Source organism: Paenarthrobacter sp. 10L420, from assembly GCF_056395385.1.
In genome coordinates, this window is record NZ_JBFTJK010000004.1 from 84,319 (window position 1) to 109,169 (window position 24,851).

The following is a 24,851-nucleotide window of genomic DNA, read 5'->3' on the forward strand; positions in this document are numbered from 1 at the left end:
TTATGGTCCGCAAGGCATTTAGGACAGCTAATGTTATTGATGCCCCGTAAGATTTTCTTATGCCACAGTTTCCCTCAGAGCAGTTGTTAACGTTCGCCACCGTACTTTCGGAAGGCACATTGGATGCGGCCGCACGCCGGCTGCACATCACGCCGTCGGCAGTGTCCCAACGCCTGAAGGCGCTTGAGCAATCATCCGGAAGGGTCCTGCTCCAGCGGAGTAATCCCGCGCAGGCCACCGAAGCAGGCGAAGTGGTCCTTCGACTCGCCCGGCAGGTTGCCCAGTTGGAAGCAGATGCAGGCGTGGAGTTGGGTTTGGGCACGGACGGTCCGCACCTGGCTGTGCCGATCGTGGTGAATGCGGACTCGCTTGCGGTCTGGTTCCTGCAAGCACTTGCCCGCGTGCCGAGCGATCTCCACATCACCTTTGACCTGCACCGTGACGACGAACAACACTCCACCTCGATGCTGCGTTCGGGGACTGTCATGGCCGCAGTCACGGCCACCCCGGAACCGGTGCAGGGCTGCCGTGTTGAGAGCCTCGGAGTCATGCGCTACCGGGCAGTTGCAGCTCCAGCCTTTGTGGATCGTTGGTTCGCAGAAGGGGTGGACGGCGGCAGGCTCAACATCGCACCGGCAGTGGATTTCGACCGAAAGGACACCTATCAGTGGGCTTTCGTGGAATCGTGGCCAGGTGTTTCACAAGCACAACAGAAGGGGCCGCGACACTACGTGCCAGCTTCACAGGACTTTGGCGATGCCATTCGCGTGGGCTTGGGCTGGGGACTGATTCCCGAAGTTCAATGCGGGCCCGACATTGCCGACGGGCGCTTGATTGAACTCGCTCCCGAGCGTCCCTTTGATGTTCCGCTCTACTGGCAGCGCTGGAAGACGGCGTCAAGAGTGCTCGACGTCCTTAGCTCCACAGTCCGGGAAGTCTCAGCCGAGTACCTTCGGACGCCCTAGTCCATCCGTTGTCAGGAAGCCACTGGGCCAGGGTTAAAGATCCGAACACGCCCACGGATGCTCCTAAAAATGTCAGTGCCCCATTCCACACTGGAAACATGGCAAAAGAAGCAGCCCCCATCAGCATTCATCACAATGAAAAAGCCGCGGACGTCGAGTTCCACGTGACGTACCTGGATACAGACTCGGGCCACATCAGGCGCGAGGAATTTCCGGACCTGGCCTCAGCCGAGCGCTTCGCGAGCGCGCAGCTCCACGACGCCGATTGCTGGGCAGTAGTGGATGGCGTTGCGATCCAGCACGCCAGCCGCATGGTTGCCTGAGGACGTCCGCCCGCCAGCCGTCCTATCCCGCCAGCCGACCTATTCAGGCCGGTTGTGGGAATGGCCGCCGTGGACGAAGTCAGATGACACGCCTTCGTACTTCAGCATCATCATCATTCCCTCTGCAGCATGGTCCAGGTTGTGGCAGTGGTCCATCCAGATGCCCGGATTGTCCGCATGGAGCAGTAGCTCCCATACTTCGCCCGGCAGCACCTCCACGGTGTCAAGGATCAGCGGCGATCCACTCGGAGCCACGCCGTTCCTGCTGAGTACTTGAACGTGGTGTCCGTGGGGATGCATGGGATGAGGCTCAGCGGTGCGGTTAACGATCGTCATTTTTACGGTGTCTCCTTCGGCCACCTCAATGGATGGCACCAGGGGATAGGATGCGCCGTTCACCGTAAACGCGTAGCGCGGAACTCCGTCAACAAAGCGGAATTGCCGGTCCAACACCAACACTTCCTCCCGGACATTTTCTGCGGGTGCCGGTGTTCCAGCCACAGGTTCGCCGTAGTGCAACAGGTCCAGGACGGGCGTCGTCGCAAAGACGCCCGGCTGCGCCTTCTCAGGAACATCCGGCGCTTTCTCGGGGACGTCGGGCGCCTTCTGCTGGACGTCGGCTGCTTTCGCTGCGGCATCGCCCTTGGCAGCGTCTGCATTCACCCCGTCCGGGCGGGATGGGGTGACCACGACGACGGCGCTGGCCGCCGAGTCAGAGCGGAGCGTCACCTGGGATTCGGGCATAGTGAACGTGACGTCCATCCGTCCTCCTGCCCCAATCCGCAATAACTTCCCTGTCACCTCCTGCGGCTGGTTCACGTCCGTTCCGTCCACGGCCGCAACCTTGAACGCTGTTCCGTCCAGAAGGTAGCGCTGCGGCAGGGAATCAGTGTTGATGAGGCGTACCCGAACGCTCGAGCCCGGGACGGCCGCGTACACACTGTTACGGTCTGAGGAGCCCAGCAACCCCAGACCGCCGAGGTCGTGTCCTGCCACCACAATGTCAGTATCTGCGCGAGGCAGTGTGGGGTTGTGCACGACGAATGTGCCGTAGAGGCCCTTGCGGACACCTTCGGCTGAGTCCTGGTGCGTGTGGTACCAATATGTGCCGGCTTGGGCAGCAAGGAAGCGGTAGGTCATGGACTGCCCGGGCATGACGGCGTCCTGTGTTGCCCCGGCCACGCCGTCCATGGCGTTGGGGACGTCGTAACCATGCCAGTGCAGGGTCACGCCAGCGCTCACATCCTGGTTCTTTAGCTCAACTTCCATGACCTCGCCCAGTTGTGCTTCAATGCCGGGCCCGGGGAGGCTGCCAAAGGTCCACGCATCAGTGGACTCCCCGGAGGGCAAGGTTATGTGTTCCGTGCGGGCAGTGAGTTCGTAGTGCCGGACCACGGCGTTGTCAGGGATCTCTCCCACCAGGCTTGTTACCTGAGTTGGGGCCACCACTGGTGCAGCGGTGACACCTCCGTGATGACCCACGGCGGCCGCAATCACCGCGCCATCGGCGGACCGGCTACCCAGCCACGCAAAGACTCCCGAGCCCAAAGCGGTGCAGGCCATGAGTCCGGCAACTGCAGCAGCCGCCGTCGTGCGCCTGTGAACCAGGCCTCGGCCGGGTGCGGGGCTGCCGCCGGGAAGGGCGGGCGGAGCGGGAGGAGCGGGAGGAGCTGGCGGAGTGGGCGGAACCTGGAACACAGGGAACAGCGCCAGCCTGGCTATCATCACGGTCCCTGCTACCAGGAACAAGAGAACCGCCAGCGTCCACGGGGCGGGGAATGGGCCGAGGACGAACATCAGGGCAAGTGAGGCAATTGCCGAAGCCGCGGCCGACACCATGGCGAGAACCGTCCATTCGTGGGTTCGGCCAGGGCGGCCGGGTTGCTCCCGCGAAGATGGTGGGCCGGTGTTCCGCCTCCTCAGCAAATACGGAACACCGGCCATCGCGGCCCAAGCCGCGGGGATGGCGGTCAAAGGCAGGCTGATGGTTGTGCGTTCGCTGGCAAACCACCAACTGCCGGCCACCAAAGCTGGGAGCAAGGCATAGCGCGCTGCCGTCATAAGAATGGCTAAGCCCAGCAGAAGAAGCGCCAAGTCGACAACGCGTGGCCTGGCGGGCCCCCTGCCAGAAGAAATGACCATCCAAGCGGCGACAATCCAGGCGCCGCCGGCAAGGATAGCCAGCACCAGGTCGACGGCCAGTAGCTGTGAGATGTTCACAGCCGCCGCTTATCAAGCTGTAGCGGAAGAGGCGGAAGCATCCGATGCTGCTGCCTTGGGTGGAAGGGGTTGGGGATTGAGTGCAAGGGCGCGGGCACGTCTGAACAACCAGTAGGACATGAAGATAATCAGCAGTCCTGTGACGGGGTGGATGGAAGCCACCCACGAACCCGAAGGCGTGATGAAATCCTCCGACGAGCCAGTGAGCATTCCGCCAATGATGAAGATGAACAGCTGGACCCATGTCATGAGGAAGATGCCGGCGGCAAGCCAGATGGTCCGGGATCCGGCCTTGGCAATAGCTGCGACAATCACAGCCAGCAACGCCGAATAGCGCAGCACGAATTGGCCGTTGATTACGTGATAAACGCCCGCTTCGCGCTGGGCTTCAATGGTGTTTTGGAAATGGAAGTAGCCCGCGAAAAAGAGCTGGGCAAGTCCCGATAGCAGGATGATCGCCGCCAGGACCAGGAGGGTTTTACGCATAGGGAGTCCTCTGGTAAAAAATCACAGATTCTTCAAGGCCTTCGAATCGCCGGCACCCTGGCTGCGGGCTACCCCCACTGCCGACGACTGGCCGCCGGGCTGCCTGGACCAAGGGCAACTCTAAAGGGCGGAGAGCTTCACTTGGAATCCTAAAATTGCTGGAGATAAATAGCAATGCCCTGGCGATTATTCGTCGGTGGCAGCATCCTTGCCCACGTCCTTGGCGTCCATGATCCGGTAGGCATATCCCTGTTCAGCCAGGAAACGCTGGCGCTTGGCGGCGAAGTCCTGATCCAAAGTATCGCGGGCCACAAGGGAGTAGAACCGCGCGGAACGGCCGTCTTGCTTGGGCCTCAGCAGGCGCCCCAGGCGTTGCGCCTCCTCCTGGCGGGACCCGAAGGAGCCCGAAACCTGGATGGCTACTGAAGCTTCCGGGAGGTCGATGGAGAAGTTGGCAACCTTGGACACTACGAGCGTCTGGATCTCGCCCTTGCGAAAGGCATCAAAAAGCTTCTGCCGGGCTTTGACGGTGGTTTCACCCTTGATCAGGGGAGCATCCAGCCGCTCCGCGATCTCGTCCAGTTGGTCAATGTACTGGCCGATGACCAGCAGTTGCTCACCCTTGTGCGCCGCCACGAGCTGCTCAACCAGTTGGGTCTTTGTCTCGGAGGTCGCACACAGCCGGTATTTGTCCGCGTCATCAGCCATGGCGTAGGCCACGCGTTCGTCGCGGGGTAAATCGACGCGGACCTCAACGCAATCCGCCGGTGCGATGTAGCCCTGCGCTTCGATGTCCTTCCACGGAGCGTCGTAGCGCTTGGGTCCGATGAGGCTGAAGACTTCGCCTTCCCTGCCATCCTCGCGCACCAGTGTGGCCGTCAGGCCGAGCCTTCGCCTGGCCTGCAGGTCCGCCGTCATCCGGAAGATCGGGGCGGGTAACAAGTGCACCTCGTCATAGATGATCAAGCCCCAGTCATGACCGTCCACGAGTTCAAGGTGCGGGTAAAGTCCACCGCGCTTGGTGGTGAGCACCTGGTAAGTAGCAATAGTTACAGGCCTGACTTCCTTGACCGCTCCGGAATATTCGCCGATCTCATCTTCGGTCAAGGACGTCCGCTTGAGCAGCTCGTCTTTCCACTGACGTGCCGAAACCGTGTTCGTGACCAGGATCAGTGTTGTGGTGGAGGACGTCGCCATCGCGGCCGCGCCCACCAGGGTCTTTCCCGCACCACAAGGAAGAACGACGACGCCGCTGCCGCCGGCCCAGAAGTTCTCCGTGGCGAGCTTCTGATAGGGGCGCAACTGCCAACCCGTTTCGTCGAGCATGATCAGGTGGGGTTGCCCGTTGACGTACCCGGCAAGGTCCTCGGCCGGCCATCCCAACTTCAGGAGCAACTGCTTGAGCTGGCCTCGCTGCGAGGAATGAACCACGACAGTCTCACCATCGATCCTGGGCCCAAGGAGTGGGGCGATCTTCTTGGCACGGATGACTTCCTCCAGCACGGGGTAGTCGTCGGTACGCATTACCAAACCGTGCTGTGGATCTTTTTCGAGGCGAAGCCTGCCGTAGCGCGACATGGTCTCTTCGATATCAATCAACAATGCATGGGGGACCGGGAAACGGGAGTACTTCAGCAACGTATCCAACACCTGCTCGGCGTCTAGTCCCGCAGCCCGCGCGTTCCAGAGCCCAAGGGGCGTCAGCCGGTAGCTGTGCATGTGCTCGGGAGCGCGCTCCAGTTCAGCAAATGCCGCAATGGCGTGCCTGGCCTCTGTAGCGAGCTCGTGATCGACTTCCAGCAGAATGGTTTTATCGCTCTGTACTATCAGTGGACCGTCGGTCACTCTTGAATCCTCACTTGTGCAGTTCTCCTGCTGGTTCTACATCGATGATCCGGTGGATGGACAGCACACGTTCTGTTTCCTTACCAGGATCGAAGACCCTGACGCGGCCACCGGAGACGGATACAGGAACCACAGTTTCGGTGTTCGCATTCCCCAGGCTGTCCACCACGTTCATGGTGACCGCCTGTTTGAGCCGGATGGCCTTCTGCAGCGTTTCCAGGCCGAGCTGCGTGGAGGCTTCGCCTGTCGCATCAGCCGGGACGGCGCGGTGCTGCCGTAACACCGAAAGCTGGGCTTCGACGTCGTCGTCCGGTGGGGCCGTCCGCGGAGCCGTGTAGACCGGACGCGCGCTGCCGGGCACTGCCGCTGTCCGTTTAAAGCGCACGACGGCGGGTTCCGCCTCCTGGACAGCAGGTGAGAGTCCCAGCTCGCGCAGCACACGTGCAGTCTCCTTGGGGCTGGCAGAGGACGTCAGGACGGTGGGGGCGATCCGAACAAGGCTCAGTGCAGACGTCCGGGCCTCGTGCAACAGGTCGGTGATGGCGGATTCGTCGTCGCTTTGGATGAAGCTGGCACTGGAACCGATTCGCAAACGTCCGTGTCGGGACGCTGTGTCCTGCACCAGGTACGCCAGTGGTTGCGGCACGTCTGTGGCTGAATGCTCGCGTAGGAACGACAACAGCGATTCCGCATCCTGTCCGGCGTCGAGGGCCCTGCGGATAGTTGCCGTGGAAAAACGGTAGATCGACGCCGGGCCCTGGCCCTCGGCGTCGGCCATGAGCAGCAGCGTTTCGCTGAGTTCGGGGGCGAGGTAACCGGGCGCTACTGCTGTGAGGTCCGCCTGAAGGAGGATGTGGTTGACCGCGGCCGGCAGGTGTTCACCGAGGAGGGTCATCGCCTCCTCCGGATGGCCGAGCGCGATGGCAGATCCCAACTGGGTGAAGGCCCCGGACCCCATCAAGCCCAACAAGGTGGCTTCTTCCAGGATCCCCCTCACCAGCGAGCTGAACCGGCGGGACATGCGGGGCTGCGCCCATTCCGCCCGTTGCAGCACCGCGCGCGCGTCAAGGACAGGTGCTTTGCCATCCGGAGCTGCGGCCTCAACCGTCAGTTCATTGAGGATCTCCAGGATCCTGCGCCTGACCACTGGAGCATCGGGCCTTTGAGCCTCCGCGGACAATGCATTGATGGTGCTGCCGGCGGAACCTGGATGGGATGGCGAGCCGGACGTCGCTCCCGGGAGGGGCTGGCCCACCATGGAAGGTGCCCGCTCGCTGGCCAACCAGGCGTTCACCAGCCAGAGCCACTGTTCCTGTCGCGGCAGGGAGAGCCATTCCAACTGTGGCGGCTGGATCCACGTGGAACTGTCAACGTCCAGCCGCACAAGGCCGGCCAGCGCGCAGAACTCCAGCAGGAGGGCAGTTTCGTGGACGCCGCAGCGGATGGATTCAGCCAGGCGCCGGAGCTCACGCACGCCTACGCCGCCGCTCCGGAGGGTTGCCAGCGGCTGCTCACGGACTGCAAACAGCACCTCGCTGGTGCGCCGTAGAGTCTCGGCGATGGCGCCCATCGCGGCGTTGCGCCGGAGGGCAGAACTCGTGTGGCCCAGTTCTGGAACCGGAGGGCTCAGGGTGAAGTCGTCAACGATCGCACCACCCCGCAGGGCGATGCCCACACTGTGTGGCAATTCGACGTGGCCGGCATCCAGGGGAACCAACAGGCCGCGGGCCAGCAGCCAATCGACAGGCCCGACGTCGGCGCTTTCGTGGGTCACGGAGGCCCGCCGTTGAGCCTGGGGGACTGCGCCCATGGCCCAACTGCCGAACTTGTCCAGCAAGCCAACGGTCCTTTCGGGCGCCGTGGCCAGAATAGCGCGCACATTCTCGGGGCTTGACGTCCAGCGTTGCAGGGACAAGGCGGCGTCCATGGGAGTGCTGGCAGGGTGGATGTCCAAGCCACAGTGATGGAGCTCGGCTACGAGCTGAACCACCCGTTGGGCGAAAGCCGGCTGCAACCTGACCAGCTCCGTGTAGCTTCGGCCCAGGCCGGCCGGATAGATGCCGATCACGTCCTTCAGGCTTCCAACGGGAAGGTAGAACCGTTGCCGGGAATTCGGTTGTGAAATTGATGCCGCCGGCGGATCGGCCCGGTGAATCAACGCCAACTCCTGAAGTTTGGCGAGGATCGGTTCCAGTGCAGAGAGAGTGGACCCTGCAATGACCTTCTTGAGTCCGGCAGCAGAAACACTGTGACCGGTATCGGCATTCGTGCACAGATGGAGCGTCTCCAGAACCTGCATTTCAGGCTTTGTGAGTCGCTCCAACGCCCGTTGCACGCTGACTCGCGCACTTGCCCGGGCTGCCAAGGCAGCGAAGTCCGGGGCCATGGGAGAAATCAGGTCTGGCCGCGCGGCAAACAAGGCCCGCAGCGAGTTATCGCTGCGCGCTTCCAGTTCCTTGCTGAGCGCGCGAATAAGGGACATCAATCCAACGTTACCGCCACAGGGCCGCTCGTGCGTGGCCAAGGCAAAGCCGTCCCGGTTGATTCGCTGTTGACGGCGCCTGGTTCGCTGTTGCCGACGCTTGATTAGCTATTGCCGGCGCCGTTGACGGACGGCATCCAACACCAGGACCACGGCAAGCATGAAGGCAACCGGCAGTCCATATAGCGCGATGGACGTGATCCACACTGGTGCCACTCCACCGTTGAATGCGATAGCCATGACCGCGCCCACTGCAGCCAGGGAAAGGACGGCGATCACAGCGGCGACGATCATCAGGGGGCGGCGGTAACCCGGGGAAGTCATGCGCCTAACGCTAGCAGCAGCGCACACAAAACAGGCCTGTGGGCTTTTCGGCGGCCGGCATCGCGGCCCGCACCGCTGCCAGGGTGCAGGAAAGGTGCAGAAACGGGTGAAGCAACGGGTGCAGCAAGGCGCCGCAAAGCGGCGGCAAAGCATGAATAGCTGGTCCGGCAGGATAACCTTGAAGTAACAGACCAACACGGACCGTGCTGTCTCCCTCGATCCCGCAAATCCCTGCGGATGCGGTGGCGGCGTGGCGTGTCTCCAAAGCAAGAACGAAGAAGGTTGATTACGTGCCCACCGGCAAGGTCAAGTGGTATGACAAGGAAAAAGGCTTCGGATTCCTCGCGGCTGAGGACGGCCAGGAGGTATTCCTGCCCAAGACATCGCTGCCCGCAGGCGTAACCGAGCTCAAAGCCGGTACGCGTGTGGAATTTGGCGTGGCCGATGGCCGTCGTGGTGCCCAGGCATTGGGCCTTCGGGTCCTGGACAAGACGCCCTCCATCGCCAAGGCCAAGCGCATGAACGCCAAGGACCTGGCGCCTTTGGTGCAGGACCTCGTGACCGTGCTGGATAACTTGTCCGGTACTTTGTCTTCCGGCAAGTACCCGGAGGGCAACAAGGCCAAGGCTATCGGTATGGCGCTGCGCAAGGTTGCCGACGAGCTGGAAGCCTAGGAACTGCCATGACTTCGGAATCCGCACAGGATACACAGGCAGGAAGGGACGCGCAGGCCAGCCCTGGGGTCGTCACTGACGCCGCCCCAGTTCCTGTCGCCGGGGAGAATCCTGTCGCCGGGGCGAATCCTGTCAACGGGCAAGCCCCTGAAAACAGCGACACCCCAGGGCGGAAGCCGGTCGCAGCGAAGCAGCGGGCCGGCATCCCCGTGTGGCGCGTTGGCAAGCCGGATGCGTTCCTGGCTGCCGCCGTCGACGTCGCGCGGGAAGCGGTGGAGACTATCGCGAACCCGGGCGAGGTGGGTGCCCACATCGGCGCAAAGTCCGAGGGCGACCGCGTGGTCACGCATTTGTTCGAGTCGAAGCTTGCGGGATACGGCGGGTGGCAGTGGTATGCCGTGATCACCCGCAATTCCCGGTCAAAGATCGTCACAGTCAGCGAGCTTGGCCTCCTGCCCTCTGAGGATTCCATCCTGGCCCCGGAATGGGTCCCCTGGGCAAAGCGTGTCCGCCCGGAGGACGAGACGCCCCTGGTGGAGGAGACGGTAGAGGAAGTGACCGAGGAATCCGTGCAGGCTGCGGAAGACGACGCCGCCGAAGCATCCGATCCTGAAGCCGATGAAGCCGATGAAGCCGATGAAGCCGAGCCAGCCGACGAAGAGGACGACGACGCCGTCGCCCGCTTAGGGGATTAACGGCAACGGCGCCGTCCGGGAACAACCCCGACGACGCCGTTTCCTGCCTTTCGCGAAAAGCCGCGGCAGTTAGTTCTTGAGTTTTTATTTCTTGAGCTCGCCCACGACATAGTCGATGCTGGCGAGCAGGGCTGAGACGTCGTCCGGTTCGATAGCGACGAACGTGGCGATGCGGAGCTGGTTTCGCCCAAGCTTGCGGTACGGCTCAGTGTCCACCACGCCGTTGGCCCGCAGGATCTTGGCGATTGCCGCTGCATCGATGGAGTCGTCGAAGTCGATGGTGGCGATCACGTTGGAGCGGTCCTCAGCCTTTGCGACGAACGGTGTGGCGTACTCGGAAGCCTCGGCCCAGGAGTAGATGCGGCTGGCAGAGTCTGCTGTGCGCTTGCTGGCGAAGTCCAGACCACCATTGCTGTTGAGCCACTGCACCTGTGCGTCCAAAGTCACCAGCGTGGACAGCGAAGGTGTGTTGTACGTCTGGTTCAGTTTGGAGTTGTCAATTGCGGTCTGCAGGTCCAGGAAGTCCGGAATCCAGCGGTCGCCGGCCTTGATGCGGGCGGCGCGCTCCAACGCCGCGGGGGAGAACAGGCCGAGCCACAGGCCGCCGTCAGAAGCGAAGTTCTTCTGCGGGGCGAAGTAGTAGACATCCGATTCGGCGACGTCCACGTCCAGCCCGCCGGCGGCTGAGGTAGCGTCCACCAGGACGAGCGAACCGGCGTCGGCGCCCTCTACGCGCTTGACGGGGGCTGCAACACCGGTTGATGTCTCGTTCTGGGGCCAGGCGTAGACATCAACGCCGGCCTCTGCCTGGGAGGCCGGTCGCGTGCCGGGCTCTGACTTGATGATGGAGGATGCATCGAGGAAGGGGGCTTTGTTGGTGGCCGCGGCAAACTTGGAACCGAACTCACCGAAGGAAAGGTGCTGGGCCTTTTTCTCAACCAGGCCGAAAGCCGCTACGTCCCAGAACGCTGTGGAACCGCCCACGCCGAGGACAACCTCGTAGCCCTCAGGTGCACGGAAGAACTGGCTGAGTCCTTCGCGCACCGAACCCACCAGGTTCTTGACCGGTGCCTGACGGTGTGACGTGCCAAGTATGGTGGTCGACGCGTCAGACAGGGCCTGGACCTGTTCCGGGCGCACCTTGGACGGTCCCGCGCCGAAGCGTCCGTCCTTGGGCAGCAGGTCGGCGGGAATAGTGATGCTGTTGTCGCTCACGTGTGGCTCCAATGGGTATCGGTTAGAGAGGGGGAGGTGGGCAGGTGGCATCGGCTGCCCCTTCGACTCCCTCATTCTGCCTGACCGGACCCACCGTCAGGAATCTGCGGTTGTCATAGTCCGCCACGTGGAATGCCGGACCACCATGGGCATTGCGACCCCGGGAAAAATTATCCAGAGTAATTCCAAATAAGCTAGGCTTGGGTTGACGTTCCTGAGGTGTCGGTTGCACACCATCCACCTTGGCGGGGACGCGGTACGGTGGAGATTACGCAAGAAATGCGTTCGAGGAGAGCTGAGCTGGATGACGGATCTGATCGATACCACTGAGATGTATCTTCGGACCATTTTGGAGCTTGAAGAAGAGAACATCGTGGCTCTTCGCGCACGCATTGCGGAGCGTCTGCGGCACTCGGGTCCCACGGTTTCCCAGACCATTGGACGCATGGAGCGCGATGGCCTGGTGATTGTGTCCAACGACCGCCACCTGGAACTGACCGAAGTCGGGCGCAAGCGGGCCACCGAAGTCATGCGGAAGCACCGCCTTGCCGAGAGGCTCCTGGCGGACGTCATTGGTCTGGACTGGGCATACGTTCATGACGAAGCGTGTCGCTGGGAACACGTCATGAGTGAACGGGTGGAACGGCGCCTGTATGAGTTGTTGGAGCACCCCACCGAGTCACCGTATGGCAACCCCATCCCGGGTTTGGAGGCGCTTGGCGGCCTCGCCAACCAGCCCGTTGCCCGCTTGGACGTGAACCTGCTGCATGCCATGGACGGGTACGCTGCCGATTCCCGCGTAGTAGTCAGCCGGCTTGCTGAACCCATCCAGGTTGAGCCCGAACTCCTCACCCAGCTCGATGAAGGCGGAATTCGTCCAGGCGCAACTGTCTCCTTGGAACGGGTGGGGGAGTACATCTCCGTCCGCGTTCCCGGTATTGAAGGAGCACTGGAGCTGCCTCCCGAGGTAGCTGCGCACGTCTTCGTTGCTGTCAGCTGACCCTAGGGCGTGTCAGATCTCACTTTGGGGCGGCTGGCGCGCGTGTGACCTGCGGATTCCTGCGACTGGTGATATGGGGGCGTCCACAACACGGTCGTTTGGGAAGATAACGAATTTATTACTGCGGGCTTTAATCGCCTATAGTTATCTACTAGCGCCGATACCAAAGCGTTACCTGATCTGGAGCCGAGCTCTGCCAGCAGATCAGGTGTGTCATCAACTACTGGCAGAGGCGGGGGAACCACAAGCGGCTGCCTAAAGAAGCAGCCTTGGGGTGAAGTCCGCAGCAGAAGTGCCTACTAACGCAAGTCCTTCCGGGGATACCTGTGTGCCGTTTGCGCTTCGTGCGGACCGGGTCTTTGAACTCTCTGACCCGAATCCGACAGCTAACTTCGCAGGCTTTCCAGAGAGGAACAGAGTTTGACATCGCAGAACGTCAGGGGCCGTCGCCGCGCGTCCGGCCCCGCTGCTGAGCTGCGGCCAGCCCGCGCCGCAATGGAGATCCGGCCACGCGACACCCCGCGTCAGGTGCGCCGCCGCAAGAGCCCATTGCGCCAGGTAGCCGACTTCGCCGCAGCCAGTGGTGTCGGGCAGAAGGCCGGAGTCGCGCTTGCCGCTACCGGACTTGCCCTGACTGTAGGCCTGCCTGCCACAAGCCCGGTCATGGCCACATCCGAATCCGGCCAGGCCGAGGCGGCCCTCTCCGTGCCGGGTGGCAGCCAACCCGAAGTTTCTGCGGCAGCCTCTGCCAAAATCGATTTCAGTCGCGCAGCAGTCGCTACCGCCGCTGATCCTGACGGCAAGCTCAAGCAGTTGCTGAGCGCCCAGTCAGCGGGGAGCATTCAGCGCGCATCCTCACTTGGCACGCTGGGAAGCCCTCTGGACAAGCTGGTCACGGCATCGCCGTTTGGCTACCGCGTCAGCCCCCTTACGGGCGGCACCGGTGACTTCCACCGCGGCCAGGACTTCGTAGCCCAGTGCGGTACTGCCGTTCACGCCGCAGCCGCAGGCAAGGTCACGTTCGCAGGCTGGCATGAGTACGGCGGAGGCAACCGCGTCGTGATTGACCACGGCAACGGCCTCGAGACCACGTACAACCACCTGTCGTCCTTCAACGTCAAGGTGGGCCAGACTGTCAGCCGTGGCGATACTGTCGCGCTGAGCGGCACTACAGGCGCATCTACGGGTTGCCACCTCCACTTCGAGGTCCAGGTAAACGGTGAAGTCGTAGATCCCATGGGCTGGCTCTGAGCCAGTTGATGGTTGTCTATCGCATTCATGACACGCCCGTGACCTGAATGTGACATTCACGAATATCTGTTGTACCGTCTAAAGCGCATCGGCTTTTTAGGGGGCCGATGCACTTGAGTGGATTGCCTAGCTCTGCCACCACTCGAGGTCCGTTCGCAAAAATCGTCTGGCAGGGGCGGGGGAACCAATTTTGGCCTTCGAATCAGAAGGCCTTGGGGTTAAGTCGCAAAAGCTTCCTTGAAGCCGCGCGGCCGGATGACTCCCATCCGAATCCGACAGCTCACCTCGCAGGCATTGGGAGAGGCTACCTTCGTGTCATCACGCACTACCCCTGCGCGCCATCGCGCCGAATTGGTTCGTACGAACCCGTTGAACACCCTTTCCAAGGCTGTCTCAACCAATGCAGGCACCGTAGGCCGCCAAGCCGCCGTTCTGGCCGCAGCCTCGGGACTTGTTCTCAGCGTTGGACTCCCGGCCCAGGCCGCTGACACCGACGTTTCCAAGTCGGAATCCTCCAGCACCCAGCAGTTGGTCGCCACCGCGGTTGTTACCGCTGAGCCCACGGCAACCGTTTCCTTCGAAAGCCCCGTTGTGGCTACCAAGGAAGCCCCCAAGGTTCAGCGCGCCTCCCAGCGCACGCAGGCAGCCGAAGGCCAGACGGGCGACGCCCTCGCTGCCCTGTCCTCCACGGCCAAGGATGCCGCATCCAGCGCGGCAGCTTCCGGACTCGCAGCAATTGCCTACACCGGCATTGGCCACCCCTATGTCTGGGGCGGCACTTCCCCCAACGGCTGGGACTGCTCTGGATTTGCCCAGTGGGTCTACGCCCAGGCCGGCATCAGCATCCCCCGGGTCAATGCCTGGACGGCCATGAAGCCCACCAGCACGCCGGCCCCCGGCGATCTCGTCATGCAGAACGGCGGAGCCCACGTGGGCATCTACGTCGGCAACGGCATGATGATCAGCGCGCTCAACCCCAGCCAGGGGACGCTCCTGACCCCGGTCGCAGCCACCGGCACATCCTCGTTCTTCACCCTCCGCTAGGAAAATCCCATTCGGGGTAAGCCAGCATGCCCCCCAAGTGCTGGCCGCCCATAACCTGCGTGCGTCCCCACCGTGCGCGGATACGAAAAGAGAGTAATCATGACCAGTGCAAACAAGGTTGCACGGCATAGAGCTGAGGCCCCCAAGACCAGCTCACTTGCCGTCATTGCCAAGGCTGTCAGCGACAACGCCGGTGGCGTTGGCCGTCAGGCAGCAGTGATCGCAGCTGCATCAGGCCTTGTCCTGACCAGCGGCGTGGCTGCAAATGCTGCGGATACCAATGTCCAGCGCGAATCCACGTCTGCGTCCACCCTTGATGTGCAGTCGGTTGCCCAGGCCACCATTGCTGCCGATTCCAGCGTTGCCATCTCCTACGAGCGCCCCGTAGTCAAGACTGTCGAAGCCCCGGCTCCCGTCGTCGAGAAGGCACCTGCCAAGGAAGCTCCGGCTGCCGGCGGCACCGCTACTTTGGCGGTCAACACTGATACCTCCGCGGCAAAGGCGCCTGCTGCATCCAGTGGCCTCGGTGCAGCTATCGCTGCAGCGGCCTACGCACAGCTCGGTGTCACGCAGGACTGCACCATGCTGGTGACCAACTCGCTGGCCGCCGTCGGTATTCACTTCCACGATTGGCCGGCCGGCTACCTCTCCCTCGGCCGCACGGTCAGTGCAGCTGAAGCGCAGCCCGGCGACCTCGCTTACTACGCCAACGGTGGCTACGGCGGAATGGCACACATCGCTGTTTACGTCGGCAACGGCATGGCAGTCCACGGTGGATGGAACGGATCCACCACGGCACTGTTCAGCGTGAACGTTGGCTCCGGCCCCGTTTTCATCCGCGTCAACGGCTGATCAAATACTCCACGGAACACCCCGCAGGCGCACGCCGGCGGGGTGTTCTGCTTTAACCAGCAAGGTGTCCCGCACATGAACTTTCGCCAACACCACAGGCGAAACGGCAGAAAAATTCGTTGATACGGCATATAAGTGCTTACCCTTGTGTTGTCGATCCACAGCCCGTACAAGCAGAGGGCAGCCGGCCCTCGTGCCCCTGACGGGTGCGGCCGTGAAGAGGTACGTGCATGCGCACACTCGTTCTGAATGCTGGATATGAACCGCTGGCGGTAGTAACCTTCCGCCGGGCGCTGGTCCTTGTGCTGACTGGAAAAGCTAGCGTGGTGGCCGAAGGCGACGAGCCTGTCGTCGGGCCACAGGAGATTCTCGGAAGACCATCCGTGATTCTTCTCAATCGCTACATCCGGCCCCGGTACAACAAGATCACTGCCGTGAGCCGCCGCGGGGTACTCCGCCGCGACGGCCATCGCTGCGCCTATTGCGGGAAAACAGCGCACACCATAGACCACGTCCACCCCAAATCCAGGGGCGGCGCGGATTCCTGGGAAAACCTGGTTGCGGCGTGCTTGAAATGCAACAACGCCAAGAGTGACCACACGCTCGCCGAGATGGGTTGGAAACTTCGTTTCAAACCTGGCGTGCCCACAGGAACCATGTGGCAGATCAAAGAACTCGAGAAACCTGCGCCGGACTGGGATCCGTTCCTGTTGCCGGAATCCGCCGCCTGATCGATTTCTGTTGCCCTCCCGCCGTCCGGGTACTCTGGGCGGATGGAGTTCAACGCTGTGATTCTGGCGGGTGGCAGGGCCACCCGCCTCGGTGGCGTGCCCAAGCCCGGATTAACGTTCGACGGCGCCAGCCTCCTTTCGCATGCCCTGCAGGCGGCGCGGGGTGCTTCCGCAGTGGTGGTGGTTGGTCCAGACACTTCTGGTGGCGGTGGCGTCCTGCCTGATGGAGTTCTTAGCGCGCGGGAGGAGCCGGCCTTTGCCGGCCCTGCCGCCGCGATTGCCGCTGGTTTGGCGGCTTTTCATCAGGCAAGGGAGCAAGCGCCCTGGACGCTCGTCCTGGCATGCGACATGCCGCACGCCGCCAGGGGCATTGAGCCCCTATGGGAAGGACTGCGTGCGCATCCTGAAGTAGAAGGCGCAATGGCCGTTTCAGCCGATGGCCGGCAACAGCCCCTCCTGGGCATCTACAGCACCCGGGCTTTGGAAAGGGAAGTTGCGGCAGCTTCGGGGTTAACGAACTCTTCAGTGTTCCGGCTGCTTGCTAGGCTGAACCTGCTGGCCATTACCGTCCCCGATGGGTCTACCGATGATGTGGACACGTGGGAGGACGCTGAGGCCTTGGGCATACACGACGAGCAGGAGGCGGACATGAAGAGCCAGGAAGAGACGCTCGAGGACTGGTGCCGCACACTGTTGCAGGCCTTTGAGCTTGAGGGCGTTGAAGTGGACATCAATGAAGTCCTTGCCGTGGCAGGAGCTGCAGCCCACTCCGTGGTGCGGCCTGCTGCGCCACTGACAACGTTCATCGCAGGTTACGCTGCGGGCATGGCCAGGGGGATCGGGCAAGCCGCGGACGACACCGCCATGAGCGCTGCCCTGGATCTGGCCCGCCAGGTTGCCAAGCAATACCTGGAGCCCGGGACTGAGGCGGAATGACCGAGGCCCCCGGACAGGGCCACCACCACGCGGCACACACATGGCATGAGGCCCGGCAGCGTGCCTTTGACGTCGCCGCTCCCATCCCGCCAAGCCCAGTGCCGTTGAAGGCTGCCTTGGGAAGGACATTGGCCTCGGATGCAGTGGCCATTCAGGACATGCCGCACTATGCGTCCTCCGCCATGGACGGCTGGGCTGTCAACGGAACGGGTCCATGGATTCTTGTTGAGCCCGGACACAGACTTGCTCCCCACCAGGCCAGTCCCATCGTCACCGGAGGACTCATTCCACCAGGCGCCAAGGCCGTTCTGCGCACCGAAAGCGGCGTTATTACCACGGACGACGACGGCCTTCCGATCCTTGCGCTCGGCGGCTTGGCGAAGCCGGGGGAGCCACGCAATGGCCAGCACATCCGCAAAGCTGCCGAGGAAGCCGCAGAAGGGGACGTGCTGCTCAAGGCCGGTACCGTCCTGAATCCTGCGCACATTGCCTTGGCTGCCCTGGCCGGCCTGGATGAGCTGGAAGTCCTGGGGAAACCCTTGGTGCGATTCCTCCTGACGGGATCGGAAGTGGTGACGCAAGGGGTTCCCCTACCGGGGAAGGTCCGGGATACCTTCGGACCTCAGCTAGGCGCTGTCGTCGAACTCCTTGGTGGCATCGCAGGAGAGCAACTCAAGGTTGGCGACAACTACGACGACTGGCTTGCGGCTTTGCAGGACACCGAGCCTGAACCCGCGGAACCATATGCAGCACCGGAGCCGCCGGCCGACGTCGTTATTACTACGGGCGGTACCGGACGCTCAGGGACGGACCATTTCAGGAGGGCCGTGGCTGAACTGGGCGGCCGGCTGCTGATCGATGGCATTGCCATGCGCCCTGGCCACCCGGCCGTGTTGGCGGAGCTTCCGGACGGACGCTTCGTGCTGGGCCTGCCCGGGAATCCGCTGGCGGCCATGATGGCATTGTTCACCGTGGGGGGGCCGCTGCTCGCAGCGCTTGGCCACGGGAAGCTGGAGGACGTTGGCGAGGTTCCCAGCGGTGCAATGATCGACGCCGATCCTGGACGGACGCGCCTGATGCCTTTCAAGCTGGTCTACGGATTGGCATCGCCCGCGCAGCATGCCGGCCCGGGGATGATGCGTGGGCTGGCGGGAGCAGATGGCGTCTTGGTGGTGCCGCCGCATGGTGTCCAGATGGGCGAACTGGTCCCGGCCTTTCCCTTGCCGTGGGGTAAACCTTTGCCCGCACCCAAGGCCGCAGAAGGAAAACCCCGCAAGTCGCCGGCCCGCCAACAAAAGAAGGCCCCGTCCGGTCCTGTTGACTGGAGCGCGCTGGAAGCCTAGGGGTCGCCGGGTGGACGCAGGTGGCAACTGGGTGCCCGGGCTTGCAATGATGGACCCATGAACAGGCATGCTCCCGAACAGGACATCAATGAAGATGACCTGCAAATCCACCCGCCCAAGAAGGCTGCGGCAGGCCTCAAGGCTGTCACTGTCGCCCTTGAAAGGGGCTACTCCCAGGCAGGAGTAGCCCGCACGGTCCGCTCCATGCTCAGGGTCAACCAGCATGACGGCTTTGATTGTCCGGGCTGCGCCTGGCCGGAATCCATCACGGGACGTCGCAGTCCCGCGGAATTCTGTGAGAACGGCGCCAAGGCAATCGCTGAGGAAAGCACCACACGGACAGTGGGGGCAGATTTCTGGGCAGCACATTCCATCGCCGATCTTGAAGACAAGACCGAATACTGGTTGGGGAGCCAAGGGCGAATCGCCGAGCCTGTAGTCCTCAAACCGGGGGATACCCACTATTCCCCGATCAGCTGGACTGAAGCCTTTGCCTTGATCGGGGAGCATATCAATGCCACCACACCTGATCGCTGCGTTTTCTACACCTCCGGCCGGACGGCCAACGAGACCGCGTTCATGTACCAGTTGTTCGCCCGCAGCCTGGGCACCAACAACCTGCCGGACTGCTCCAACATGTGCCATGAGTCCTCGGGCAGCGCGCTGAACCCGACCATCGGGATCGGCAAGGGAACGGTCTCGCTGGAAGACATCCACCACGCCGAACTGGTGTTCGTGGTGGGCCAGAACCCCGGAACCAACCATCCGCGCATGTTGTCCGCTTTGCGTGACTGCAAGAACAACGGCGGAAAGATCGTTGCAGTGAACCCGCTTCCGGAAGCGGGACTGCTGAACTTCAAGGACCCCCAGTCGCTCAATGGCGTGATCGGCGGCGGCACTACTATCGCGGACGAATTCCTCAAGATCAAGGTCGGTGGCGACCTCGCTCTGTTCCAGGCCCTGGGCCACCTGCTCCTGGAGGAAGAGAAGCGGAACCCGGGGACGATCGTCGATAAGTCATTTATCGGGAAGCAGACCGAAGGCTTCGAAGCGTACGCCAAGGCGCGGTCCCAGTTGGACTGGGAGGAAACCGAGCGCGCAACAGGGCTGTCCCGCGAGGAGATCGTCACTGTGGCGGGGCTGATGGCCAAATCAAAGGCGACCATTATTTGCTGGGCGCTGGGCTTGACCCAGCAGCCGCACTCCGTGGATACGCTGAAGGAGATCATCAACCTGCTCCTGCTCCAAGGCAACTTCGGCAAGCGGGGAGCCGGAGCCTGCCCGGTGCGTGGCCACTCCAACGTCCAGGGCGATCGCACCATGGGTATTTGGGAGAAGCCGGGCGAAACGTTCCTTGCCGCGCTGGACGAGGAGTTTGGTTTCCGGATGCCTCGCGAGCATGGATATGACTCCGTGGAGACCCAGCACGCACTGGAAAAGGGGGAGGTGGATGTCTTCGTGTCCATGGGTGGAAACTTTGCTGCAGCCGGTTCTGACACTGCAGCTTTGGAGGCCGGGCTCAAGACCGCTGGACTGACTGTCCACATCTCCACCAAACCCAACCGTGCCCACGTGGTTCACGGGAAGACATCCCTGATCCTGCCGACGCTGGGACGCACGGACACGGACGACAAACACCCCAAGGGCAAGCAGTTCCTCTCAGTAGAGGATTCGATGTCCGTTATCCACAAGACGCAGGGCAGGCTGGCTCCGATCTCCGAGCACCTGCTGAGCGAGCCCGTTATCGTCGCCCGGATGGCGCAGGCGACCCTCGGGGATGACCACGGCGTGGACTGGCGTGCCATGGCAGAGGACTATGACGTGATCCGGGACCACATCTCACGTGTCATCCCGGGGTTCGAGGACTTCAACGCCAGGGTCCGCACCAAGAACGGGTTTGTCCTGCCGAACCCGCCGCGGGACACCCGTACCTTCGCCACTGATATCGGCAAAGCACGCTTCTCGGTAAGTCCGCTGGAGTATCTTGAAGCTCCAGAGGGCCACTTGATCCTGCAGACGGTGCGCAGCCACGACCAATACAACACCACGTTCTATGGCCTTGATGACCGCTACCGCGGGGTCTCGGACGCCCGCAGGGTGATCCTGGTCCACGAGGAAGACCTCGCTGGTCTGGGCTTCGAGGACCGTGACCTGGTGGATGTCATTTCCACCTTTGCCGGTACGGAGCGGCGGGCAAATAAGTTCCGGCTGATCGCATACCCCACGGCCAAGGGCTGTGCTGCCGCATACTTCCCGGAAGCGAACGCCCTGGTGCACCGCGAGCTGGTGGCCCGGGAATCCAACACGCCCGGCTACAAGGCGATGACTGTACGGTTCGTGAAACACCCCGAGGAGAACGGATCCTGACATGGGACGCGTGACCCAGCGCCGAAAGCTGCATAAGTTCGTCCTGGACGGATCGCCCCAGGCCCTGGAACACCCTGTCCGATACAAGGAAGACATCCTCGCGGTCGAGGAGCCTCTGGAAATCCGTCTTGGAGATATGTCGTTCTCCGTGACCATGCGGACCCCTGGAGACGACTTCGATCTGGTGGCGGGATTCCTTGTGTCGGAGGGCATCATCTGGGAGCCGGGGCAACTGGTCTCCGAGCGTTTCTGCGCGGGGGAGGACGAGGAAGGCGTGCAGACCTTCAACGTCGTGGACGCACAGCTGCGGCCCGACGTCGAACGTCCGGACACCGGCCGTAACGTCTACACCTCAAGCTCCTGCGGCATTTGCGGCACCGACTCGATCGACGCCGTCCGGAAGTCCTCGCGGCACAGTCCCCAGGACGATGAGGTCACGGTCCCCGTAAAGGCGCTTGCTGCCCTCCCGGACCGGTTGCGTGAGGCGCAGGCGGTTTTCGCCAAAACAGGTGGCGTCCATGCCGCGGGCCTTTTCAGGATTCACGACGACGGTACTTCCGAGCTGCTGTGCCTGCGGGAAGACGTGGGCCGGCACAACGCCGTGGACAAAGTGGTGGGTTGGGCTTTGCGGGCCGGCAAGCTGCCATTGAAAGGAACGGTTCTTCAGGTATCCGGCCGGGCATCTTTCGAGCTCGTCCAGAAAGCTGCCATGGCGGGCATTCCCGTCCTTGCGGCCGTTAGCGCTCCCTCCAGCCTCGCGGCCGAGCTCGCGGACGAAACAGGTATCACGTTGGTGGGCTTCAGCCGTGGGTCGAGCCTGAACGTGTACGCGGGCAGGGACCGGATCGTGGGAGAAGAGGCTGGCTAGCGCCGCTATTCCCTGTGGATAGTCCTCGTTCACTTGGCTATTGAGCTGGAACAACGTAGATTTTATCCATCGATTGGAATCGCTGTGTCCTCGAATAACGCCGTCCATAAAGTGCCGGCTCGCCCGCCAGCCATGACGCTTTGCCACCAGCCAATGCCTAAGGGGATTTAATTGCACGACGATCGCCGGATCACTGAACAGCGTCTCGATCGATTCGTTCGGGAACGTCTTCTTCCGGCCATTTACGGCAGGTCCGTCCCACTGCAGCTCAGCAGCTGGGATGCGCCTGGAGAACCCGTGCCCGCAGCCGAGGCCATGCGCCAGCTCTTCACGCCCCAGGAGCCGGGCGCACCTTGGGGTAAGCCGTGGAGCACTAAATGGCTCCGCCTGCAGGGTGAAGTTCCAGAAGGCTGGGGTTCTGCCGAGGGGACGGCGGTGGAAATCATCGTGGACCTTGGCTTCAACAGCGACGTGCCGGGGTTCCAGTGTGAAGGCACAGCCTGGCGCGCCGATGCCAGCATCATCAAGGCCATCTCCCCACGTAACTACCACGTTCCGCTGAAGCTGCTCGGTGGCGGATTGTCCGTGGATTTCTATGTGGAAGCAGCAGCCAACCCGGATGTGTCGCAGGGTTGGTCATTTGCGCCTACTCCTTTGGGGGACAAGGCGACATCCGGAGACGAACCCCGGTATCGCCTCGGCCGGATTGCCATTGCCGAACTCAACGAGACGGTGTGGGAACTGAACCAGGACGTGTGGACACTGAGTGGTCTCATGCACGAGCTCCCCATGGAGCTGCCGCGCCGCCACGAAATCCTGCGGGCCCTGGAACGGATGCTGGACATCATGGACCCGGACGATGTTGCGGGAACGGCTGCCGCAGGCCGCGAGGCACTGGCAGAGGTACTGAGCCGGCCCGCCTATGCTTCGGCCCACGAACTCGTGGCTACCGGTCATGCGCACATCGACTCCGCTTGGTTGTGGCCTGTCCGTGAAACCATCCGCAAGTGTGCCCGTACATTCTCCAATGTCGTGGCTCTCATGGACGAGAACCCCGACTTCGTCTTCTCGTGTTCCTCGGCCCAGCAGATGGCCTGGATCAAGGAATTCTTCCCTGAGCTTTTTGTCCGCATCCGGGAAAAGGTCAGGGCCGGGCAGTTCGTTCCCGTCGGTGGCATGTGGGTTGAATCGGACACCAACATGCCCGGTGGCGAGGCCATGGCGCGCCAGTTCGTGGAAGGCAAGAGTTTCTTCCTGAAGGAATTCGACGTGGAGTGCCAGGAAGCCTGGCTGCCCGATTCGTTCGGCTACTCCGGCGCACTCCCACAAATCGTTAAATCTGCAGGTTTGCGATGGTTCCTTACGCAGAAGATTTCCTGGAACAAGGTGAACCGGATGCCGCACCACACGTTCACGTGGGAAGGCATCGATGGCACCCGGTTGTTCACCCATTTCCCGCCGGTCGACACGTATAACGCAGAGCTCCATGCCCGGGAGCTGGCGCATGCGGAACGCAACTACCGTGAGCACGGGCGCGGCACAATGTCACTGGTTCCCTTCGGTTATGGCGACGGCGGTGGTGGTCCCACACGCGAGATGGTGGCCGCTGCACACCGCACGGCAGATCTCGAGGGTTCACCCAAGGTCAGGTTGGGCACGGCCAAGGACTTCTTCACGGCGGCCGAAGCCGAGTATCGCAACCTCCCGGTGTGGGTGGGCGAGATGTACCTGGAGATGCACCGTGGAACGTACACCAGCCAAGCGAAGACCAAGCGGGGCAACCGGCGCAGCGAGCACCTGCTGCGCGAGGCAGAACTGTGGTGCTCCACGGCTGCCGTGCGCCTGGGCGACGCCTATGCCTATCCCGAAGCGGAGCTCAAGAGGCTCTGGCGGTTGGTGCTCCTGCAGCAATTCCACGACATCCTGCCGGGCAGTTCCATCGCCTGGGTCCACCAGGATGCCGAGCGGAACTACGAGGCAATCGCCCGCGATCTCGAGGCCATCATCACCGAGGCTGCTCAGGCACTTGTCGGCCAGGGAGACAGGCAGTTCCTGCTCAACGCGGCCCCACACATGCGGGCTGGCGTGCCGGCACTCGCCGCTGCGGAAGCCGTGAAGCCGGACGCAGTTGTTGATGCCGGCGAAAAGGATGGCGGCTACGTCCTGGACAACGGAATCATCCGAGCTGTGGTGGACAGTGATGGCTTGTTGACCTCGCTCATGGATCATTCCTCTGGCCGTGAGGCGATTGCGCCCGATCAGCCCGGCAACCTGCTTGAGCTGTTCAGGGATACTCCCAATGAATGGGACGCCTGGGACATCGAGGAGTTCTACCGTCGCAACGTCACCAAGCTGATGCAGGCGGAAACCATCGATCTTGAGCGCACGGCGGCAGGCGCCGTCGTGGTGGTCAAGCGCACGGTTGGTGCCTCCACCATCACGCAACGGATAACGCTCGACGCCGGTGCGGAGTCCCTGGGGATCGCCACCACAGTGGACTGGCAGGAACGCGAAAAGATGCTTAAGATCGCCTTCCCACTGGATGTCCGGGCGGACCGTTCGGCCTCCGAGACCCAGTTCGGCCATGTGTTCCGGCCGACCCACACGAACACATCATGGGATGCTGCGAAGTTCGAGATCTGCGCACATCGCTGGATCCACGTTGCCGAGCCAGGTTATGGCGTGGCGGTCAGCAACTCTTCCAGCTATGGGCACGACGTCACCAGGGCTGTCCGCGGAGACGGGCGGACGACGACCACCGTCCGTGTCTCGCTGTTGCGTTCCGCCAGGTTCCCGGACCCCGAAGCAGACCGCGGCGAGCACACGCTTGAACTTTCCATCAGGCCTGGAGCGGGGATCGGGGATGCCGTGGAGGAGGGCTACCGCACCAACCTGAAGCCCCGCTATGTCACTGGCAGCAAGCCAGTGGAACCCCTGCTCTCCGTGTCCAACCCTGCCTTGGCAGTGGAGGCAGTGAAGCTGGCCGAGGATGGCTCCGGAGACGTCATTGTGCGTCTTTACGAATCCCTGGGACAACGCTCAGCCGGTGTTGTCAGGGCCAATTTTGAAGCTCATGGCGTCCTGGCCACGGACCTGCTGGAACGGCCGGTAGAGGCCCCTGGAGTGACTGTGGGACAGGACGCAGCTGAGCTGGTCCTGCGCCCGTTCCAATTGGTCACGTTGCGGTTCGCCCGATAACGGCTGGCCAGCACCAAGAGGACCCGCGCCAA

At 62.6% G+C, this 24,851-nt stretch carries 20 protein-coding genes and 2 riboswitches; of the genes, 14 read left to right on the plus strand and 6 right to left on the minus strand.

Features of this window, described 5'->3' with window-relative positions; translation table 11 throughout:
* Positions 1-59 precede the first annotated feature (59 nt).
* Together AC1DD5_RS08795 and AC1DD5_RS08800 are read left to right on the plus strand one after the other, a co-directional pair.
* The gene (locus AC1DD5_RS08795) at positions 60-965 is read left to right on the plus strand and encodes a LysR family transcriptional regulator ArgP (RefSeq protein ID WP_477521148.1); all 906 of its coding nucleotides are present in this window, start codon (positions 60-62) and stop codon (positions 963-965) included.
* 98 nt (positions 966-1,063) lie between these two features.
* Positions 1,064-1,288 (plus strand): hypothetical protein, encoded by a 225-nt coding sequence (locus tag AC1DD5_RS08800; protein WP_477521149.1) that lies wholly within the window; start codon positions 1,064-1,066, stop codon positions 1,286-1,288.
* A gap of 39 nt (positions 1,289-1,327) precedes the next feature.
* On the opposite strand, the gene AC1DD5_RS08805 is transcribed toward AC1DD5_RS08800, so the two are convergent.
* From AC1DD5_RS08805 to AC1DD5_RS08825, 5 genes are all read right to left on the minus strand, one after another.
* A complete protein-coding gene (locus tag AC1DD5_RS08805) occupies positions 1,328-3,508 on the minus strand; it encodes a multicopper oxidase family protein (RefSeq protein ID WP_477521150.1) in 2,181 nt (726 codons plus the stop codon).
* Positions 3,509-3,520: 12 nt separating this feature from the next.
* The gene (locus AC1DD5_RS08810) at positions 3,521-3,994 is read right to left on the minus strand and encodes a hypothetical protein (protein WP_442005930.1); all 474 of its coding nucleotides are present in this window, start codon (positions 3,992-3,994) and stop codon (positions 3,521-3,523) included.
* Between the two features lie 186 nt (positions 3,995-4,180).
* The gene (locus tag AC1DD5_RS08815) at positions 4,181-5,839 is read right to left on the minus strand and encodes a DNA repair helicase XPB (protein ID WP_477521151.1); all 1,659 of its coding nucleotides are present in this window, start codon (positions 5,837-5,839) and stop codon (positions 4,181-4,183) included.
* 10 nt (positions 5,840-5,849) lie between these two features.
* Positions 5,850-8,321, minus strand: a complete 2,472-nt coding sequence (locus AC1DD5_RS08820; RefSeq protein ID WP_477521152.1) for a helicase-associated domain-containing protein — start codon at positions 8,319-8,321, stop codon at positions 5,850-5,852.
* Between the two features lie 108 nt (positions 8,322-8,429).
* Positions 8,430-8,645: a hypothetical protein gene (locus tag AC1DD5_RS08825; RefSeq protein WP_442005932.1), complete on the minus strand. Its 216-nt coding sequence runs from the start codon at positions 8,643-8,645 to the stop codon at positions 8,430-8,432.
* Positions 8,646-8,935: 290 nt separating this feature from the next.
* Here AC1DD5_RS08825 and AC1DD5_RS08830 point away from each other — a divergent pair, with 290 nt between their 5' ends.
* Both AC1DD5_RS08830 and AC1DD5_RS08835 read left to right on the plus strand, forming a co-directional pair.
* The gene (locus tag AC1DD5_RS08830) at positions 8,936-9,319 is read left to right on the plus strand and encodes a cold-shock protein (protein ID WP_216926040.1); all 384 of its coding nucleotides are present in this window, start codon (positions 8,936-8,938) and stop codon (positions 9,317-9,319) included.
* 8 nt (positions 9,320-9,327) lie between these two features.
* Complete coding sequence (locus tag AC1DD5_RS08835) at positions 9,328-10,014, plus strand: DUF3027 domain-containing protein (protein WP_477521153.1); 687 nt, start codon at positions 9,328-9,330, stop codon at positions 10,012-10,014.
* 84 nt (positions 10,015-10,098) lie between these two features.
* Here AC1DD5_RS08835 and serC read toward each other — a convergent pair whose 3' ends face one another.
* The gene (serC, locus tag AC1DD5_RS08840; RefSeq protein WP_477521154.1) at positions 10,099-11,229 is read right to left on the minus strand and encodes a phosphoserine transaminase; all 1,131 of its coding nucleotides are present in this window, start codon (positions 11,227-11,229) and stop codon (positions 10,099-10,101) included.
* Positions 11,230-11,533: 304 nt separating this feature from the next.
* On the opposite strand from serC, the gene AC1DD5_RS08845 reads away from it, so the two are divergent.
* The 10 genes from AC1DD5_RS08845 (at position 11,534) to AC1DD5_RS08890 (ending at position 24,819) form a co-directional block, all read left to right on the plus strand.
* On the plus strand, positions 11,534-12,229 hold the full coding sequence (locus tag AC1DD5_RS08845) for an iron-dependent transcriptional repressor DtxR (RefSeq protein ID WP_477521155.1): 696 nt from the start codon (positions 11,534-11,536) through the stop codon (positions 12,227-12,229).
* A 184-nt stretch (positions 12,230-12,413) separates the two neighbouring features.
* Positions 12,414-12,643: riboswitch (cyclic di-AMP (ydaO/yuaA leader) on the plus strand.
* A gap of 6 nt (positions 12,644-12,649) precedes the next feature.
* Complete coding sequence (locus AC1DD5_RS08850) at positions 12,650-13,480, plus strand: M23 family metallopeptidase (protein ID WP_431118572.1); 831 nt, start codon at positions 12,650-12,652, stop codon at positions 13,478-13,480.
* 144 nt (positions 13,481-13,624) lie between these two features.
* A riboswitch (cyclic di-AMP (ydaO/yuaA leader) is annotated at positions 13,625-13,788 on the plus strand.
* A 4-nt stretch (positions 13,789-13,792) separates the two neighbouring features.
* The gene (locus tag AC1DD5_RS08855; protein WP_442018465.1) at positions 13,793-14,524 is read left to right on the plus strand and encodes a C40 family peptidase; all 732 of its coding nucleotides are present in this window, start codon (positions 13,793-13,795) and stop codon (positions 14,522-14,524) included.
* Positions 14,525-14,623: 99 nt separating this feature from the next.
* On the plus strand, positions 14,624-15,376 hold the full coding sequence (locus AC1DD5_RS08860; RefSeq protein ID WP_442005938.1) for an NlpC/P60 family protein: 753 nt from the start codon (positions 14,624-14,626) through the stop codon (positions 15,374-15,376).
* 230 nt (positions 15,377-15,606) lie between these two features.
* On the plus strand, positions 15,607-16,107 hold the full coding sequence (locus AC1DD5_RS08865) for an HNH endonuclease (protein ID WP_442005939.1): 501 nt from the start codon (positions 15,607-15,609) through the stop codon (positions 16,105-16,107).
* A 42-nt stretch (positions 16,108-16,149) separates the two neighbouring features.
* Positions 16,150-17,043, plus strand: a complete 894-nt coding sequence (locus AC1DD5_RS08870; protein WP_477521156.1) for an NTP transferase domain-containing protein — start codon at positions 16,150-16,152, stop codon at positions 17,041-17,043.
* Positions 17,040-18,386: a molybdopterin molybdotransferase MoeA gene (locus tag AC1DD5_RS08875; RefSeq protein ID WP_477521157.1), complete on the plus strand. Its 1,347-nt coding sequence runs from the start codon at positions 17,040-17,042 to the stop codon at positions 18,384-18,386. The genes AC1DD5_RS08870 and AC1DD5_RS08875 overlap by 4 nt, the downstream gene beginning before the upstream one ends.
* 57 nt (positions 18,387-18,443) lie before the next feature.
* Positions 18,444-20,753 (plus strand): FdhF/YdeP family oxidoreductase, encoded by a 2,310-nt coding sequence (locus tag AC1DD5_RS08880; protein WP_477521158.1) that lies wholly within the window; start codon positions 18,444-18,446, stop codon positions 20,751-20,753.
* Between the two features lies 1 nt (position 20,754).
* Positions 20,755-21,621 carry a formate dehydrogenase accessory sulfurtransferase FdhD gene (gene fdhD, locus AC1DD5_RS08885; RefSeq protein ID WP_477521159.1) on the plus strand — a complete coding sequence of 289 codons (867 nt, stop codon included), beginning with the start codon at positions 20,755-20,757 and terminating at the stop codon, positions 21,619-21,621.
* A 171-nt stretch (positions 21,622-21,792) separates the two neighbouring features.
* A complete protein-coding gene (locus AC1DD5_RS08890) occupies positions 21,793-24,819 on the plus strand; it encodes an alpha-mannosidase (protein WP_477521160.1) in 3,027 nt (1,008 codons plus the stop codon).
* Positions 24,820-24,851: the final 32 nt, after the last annotated feature.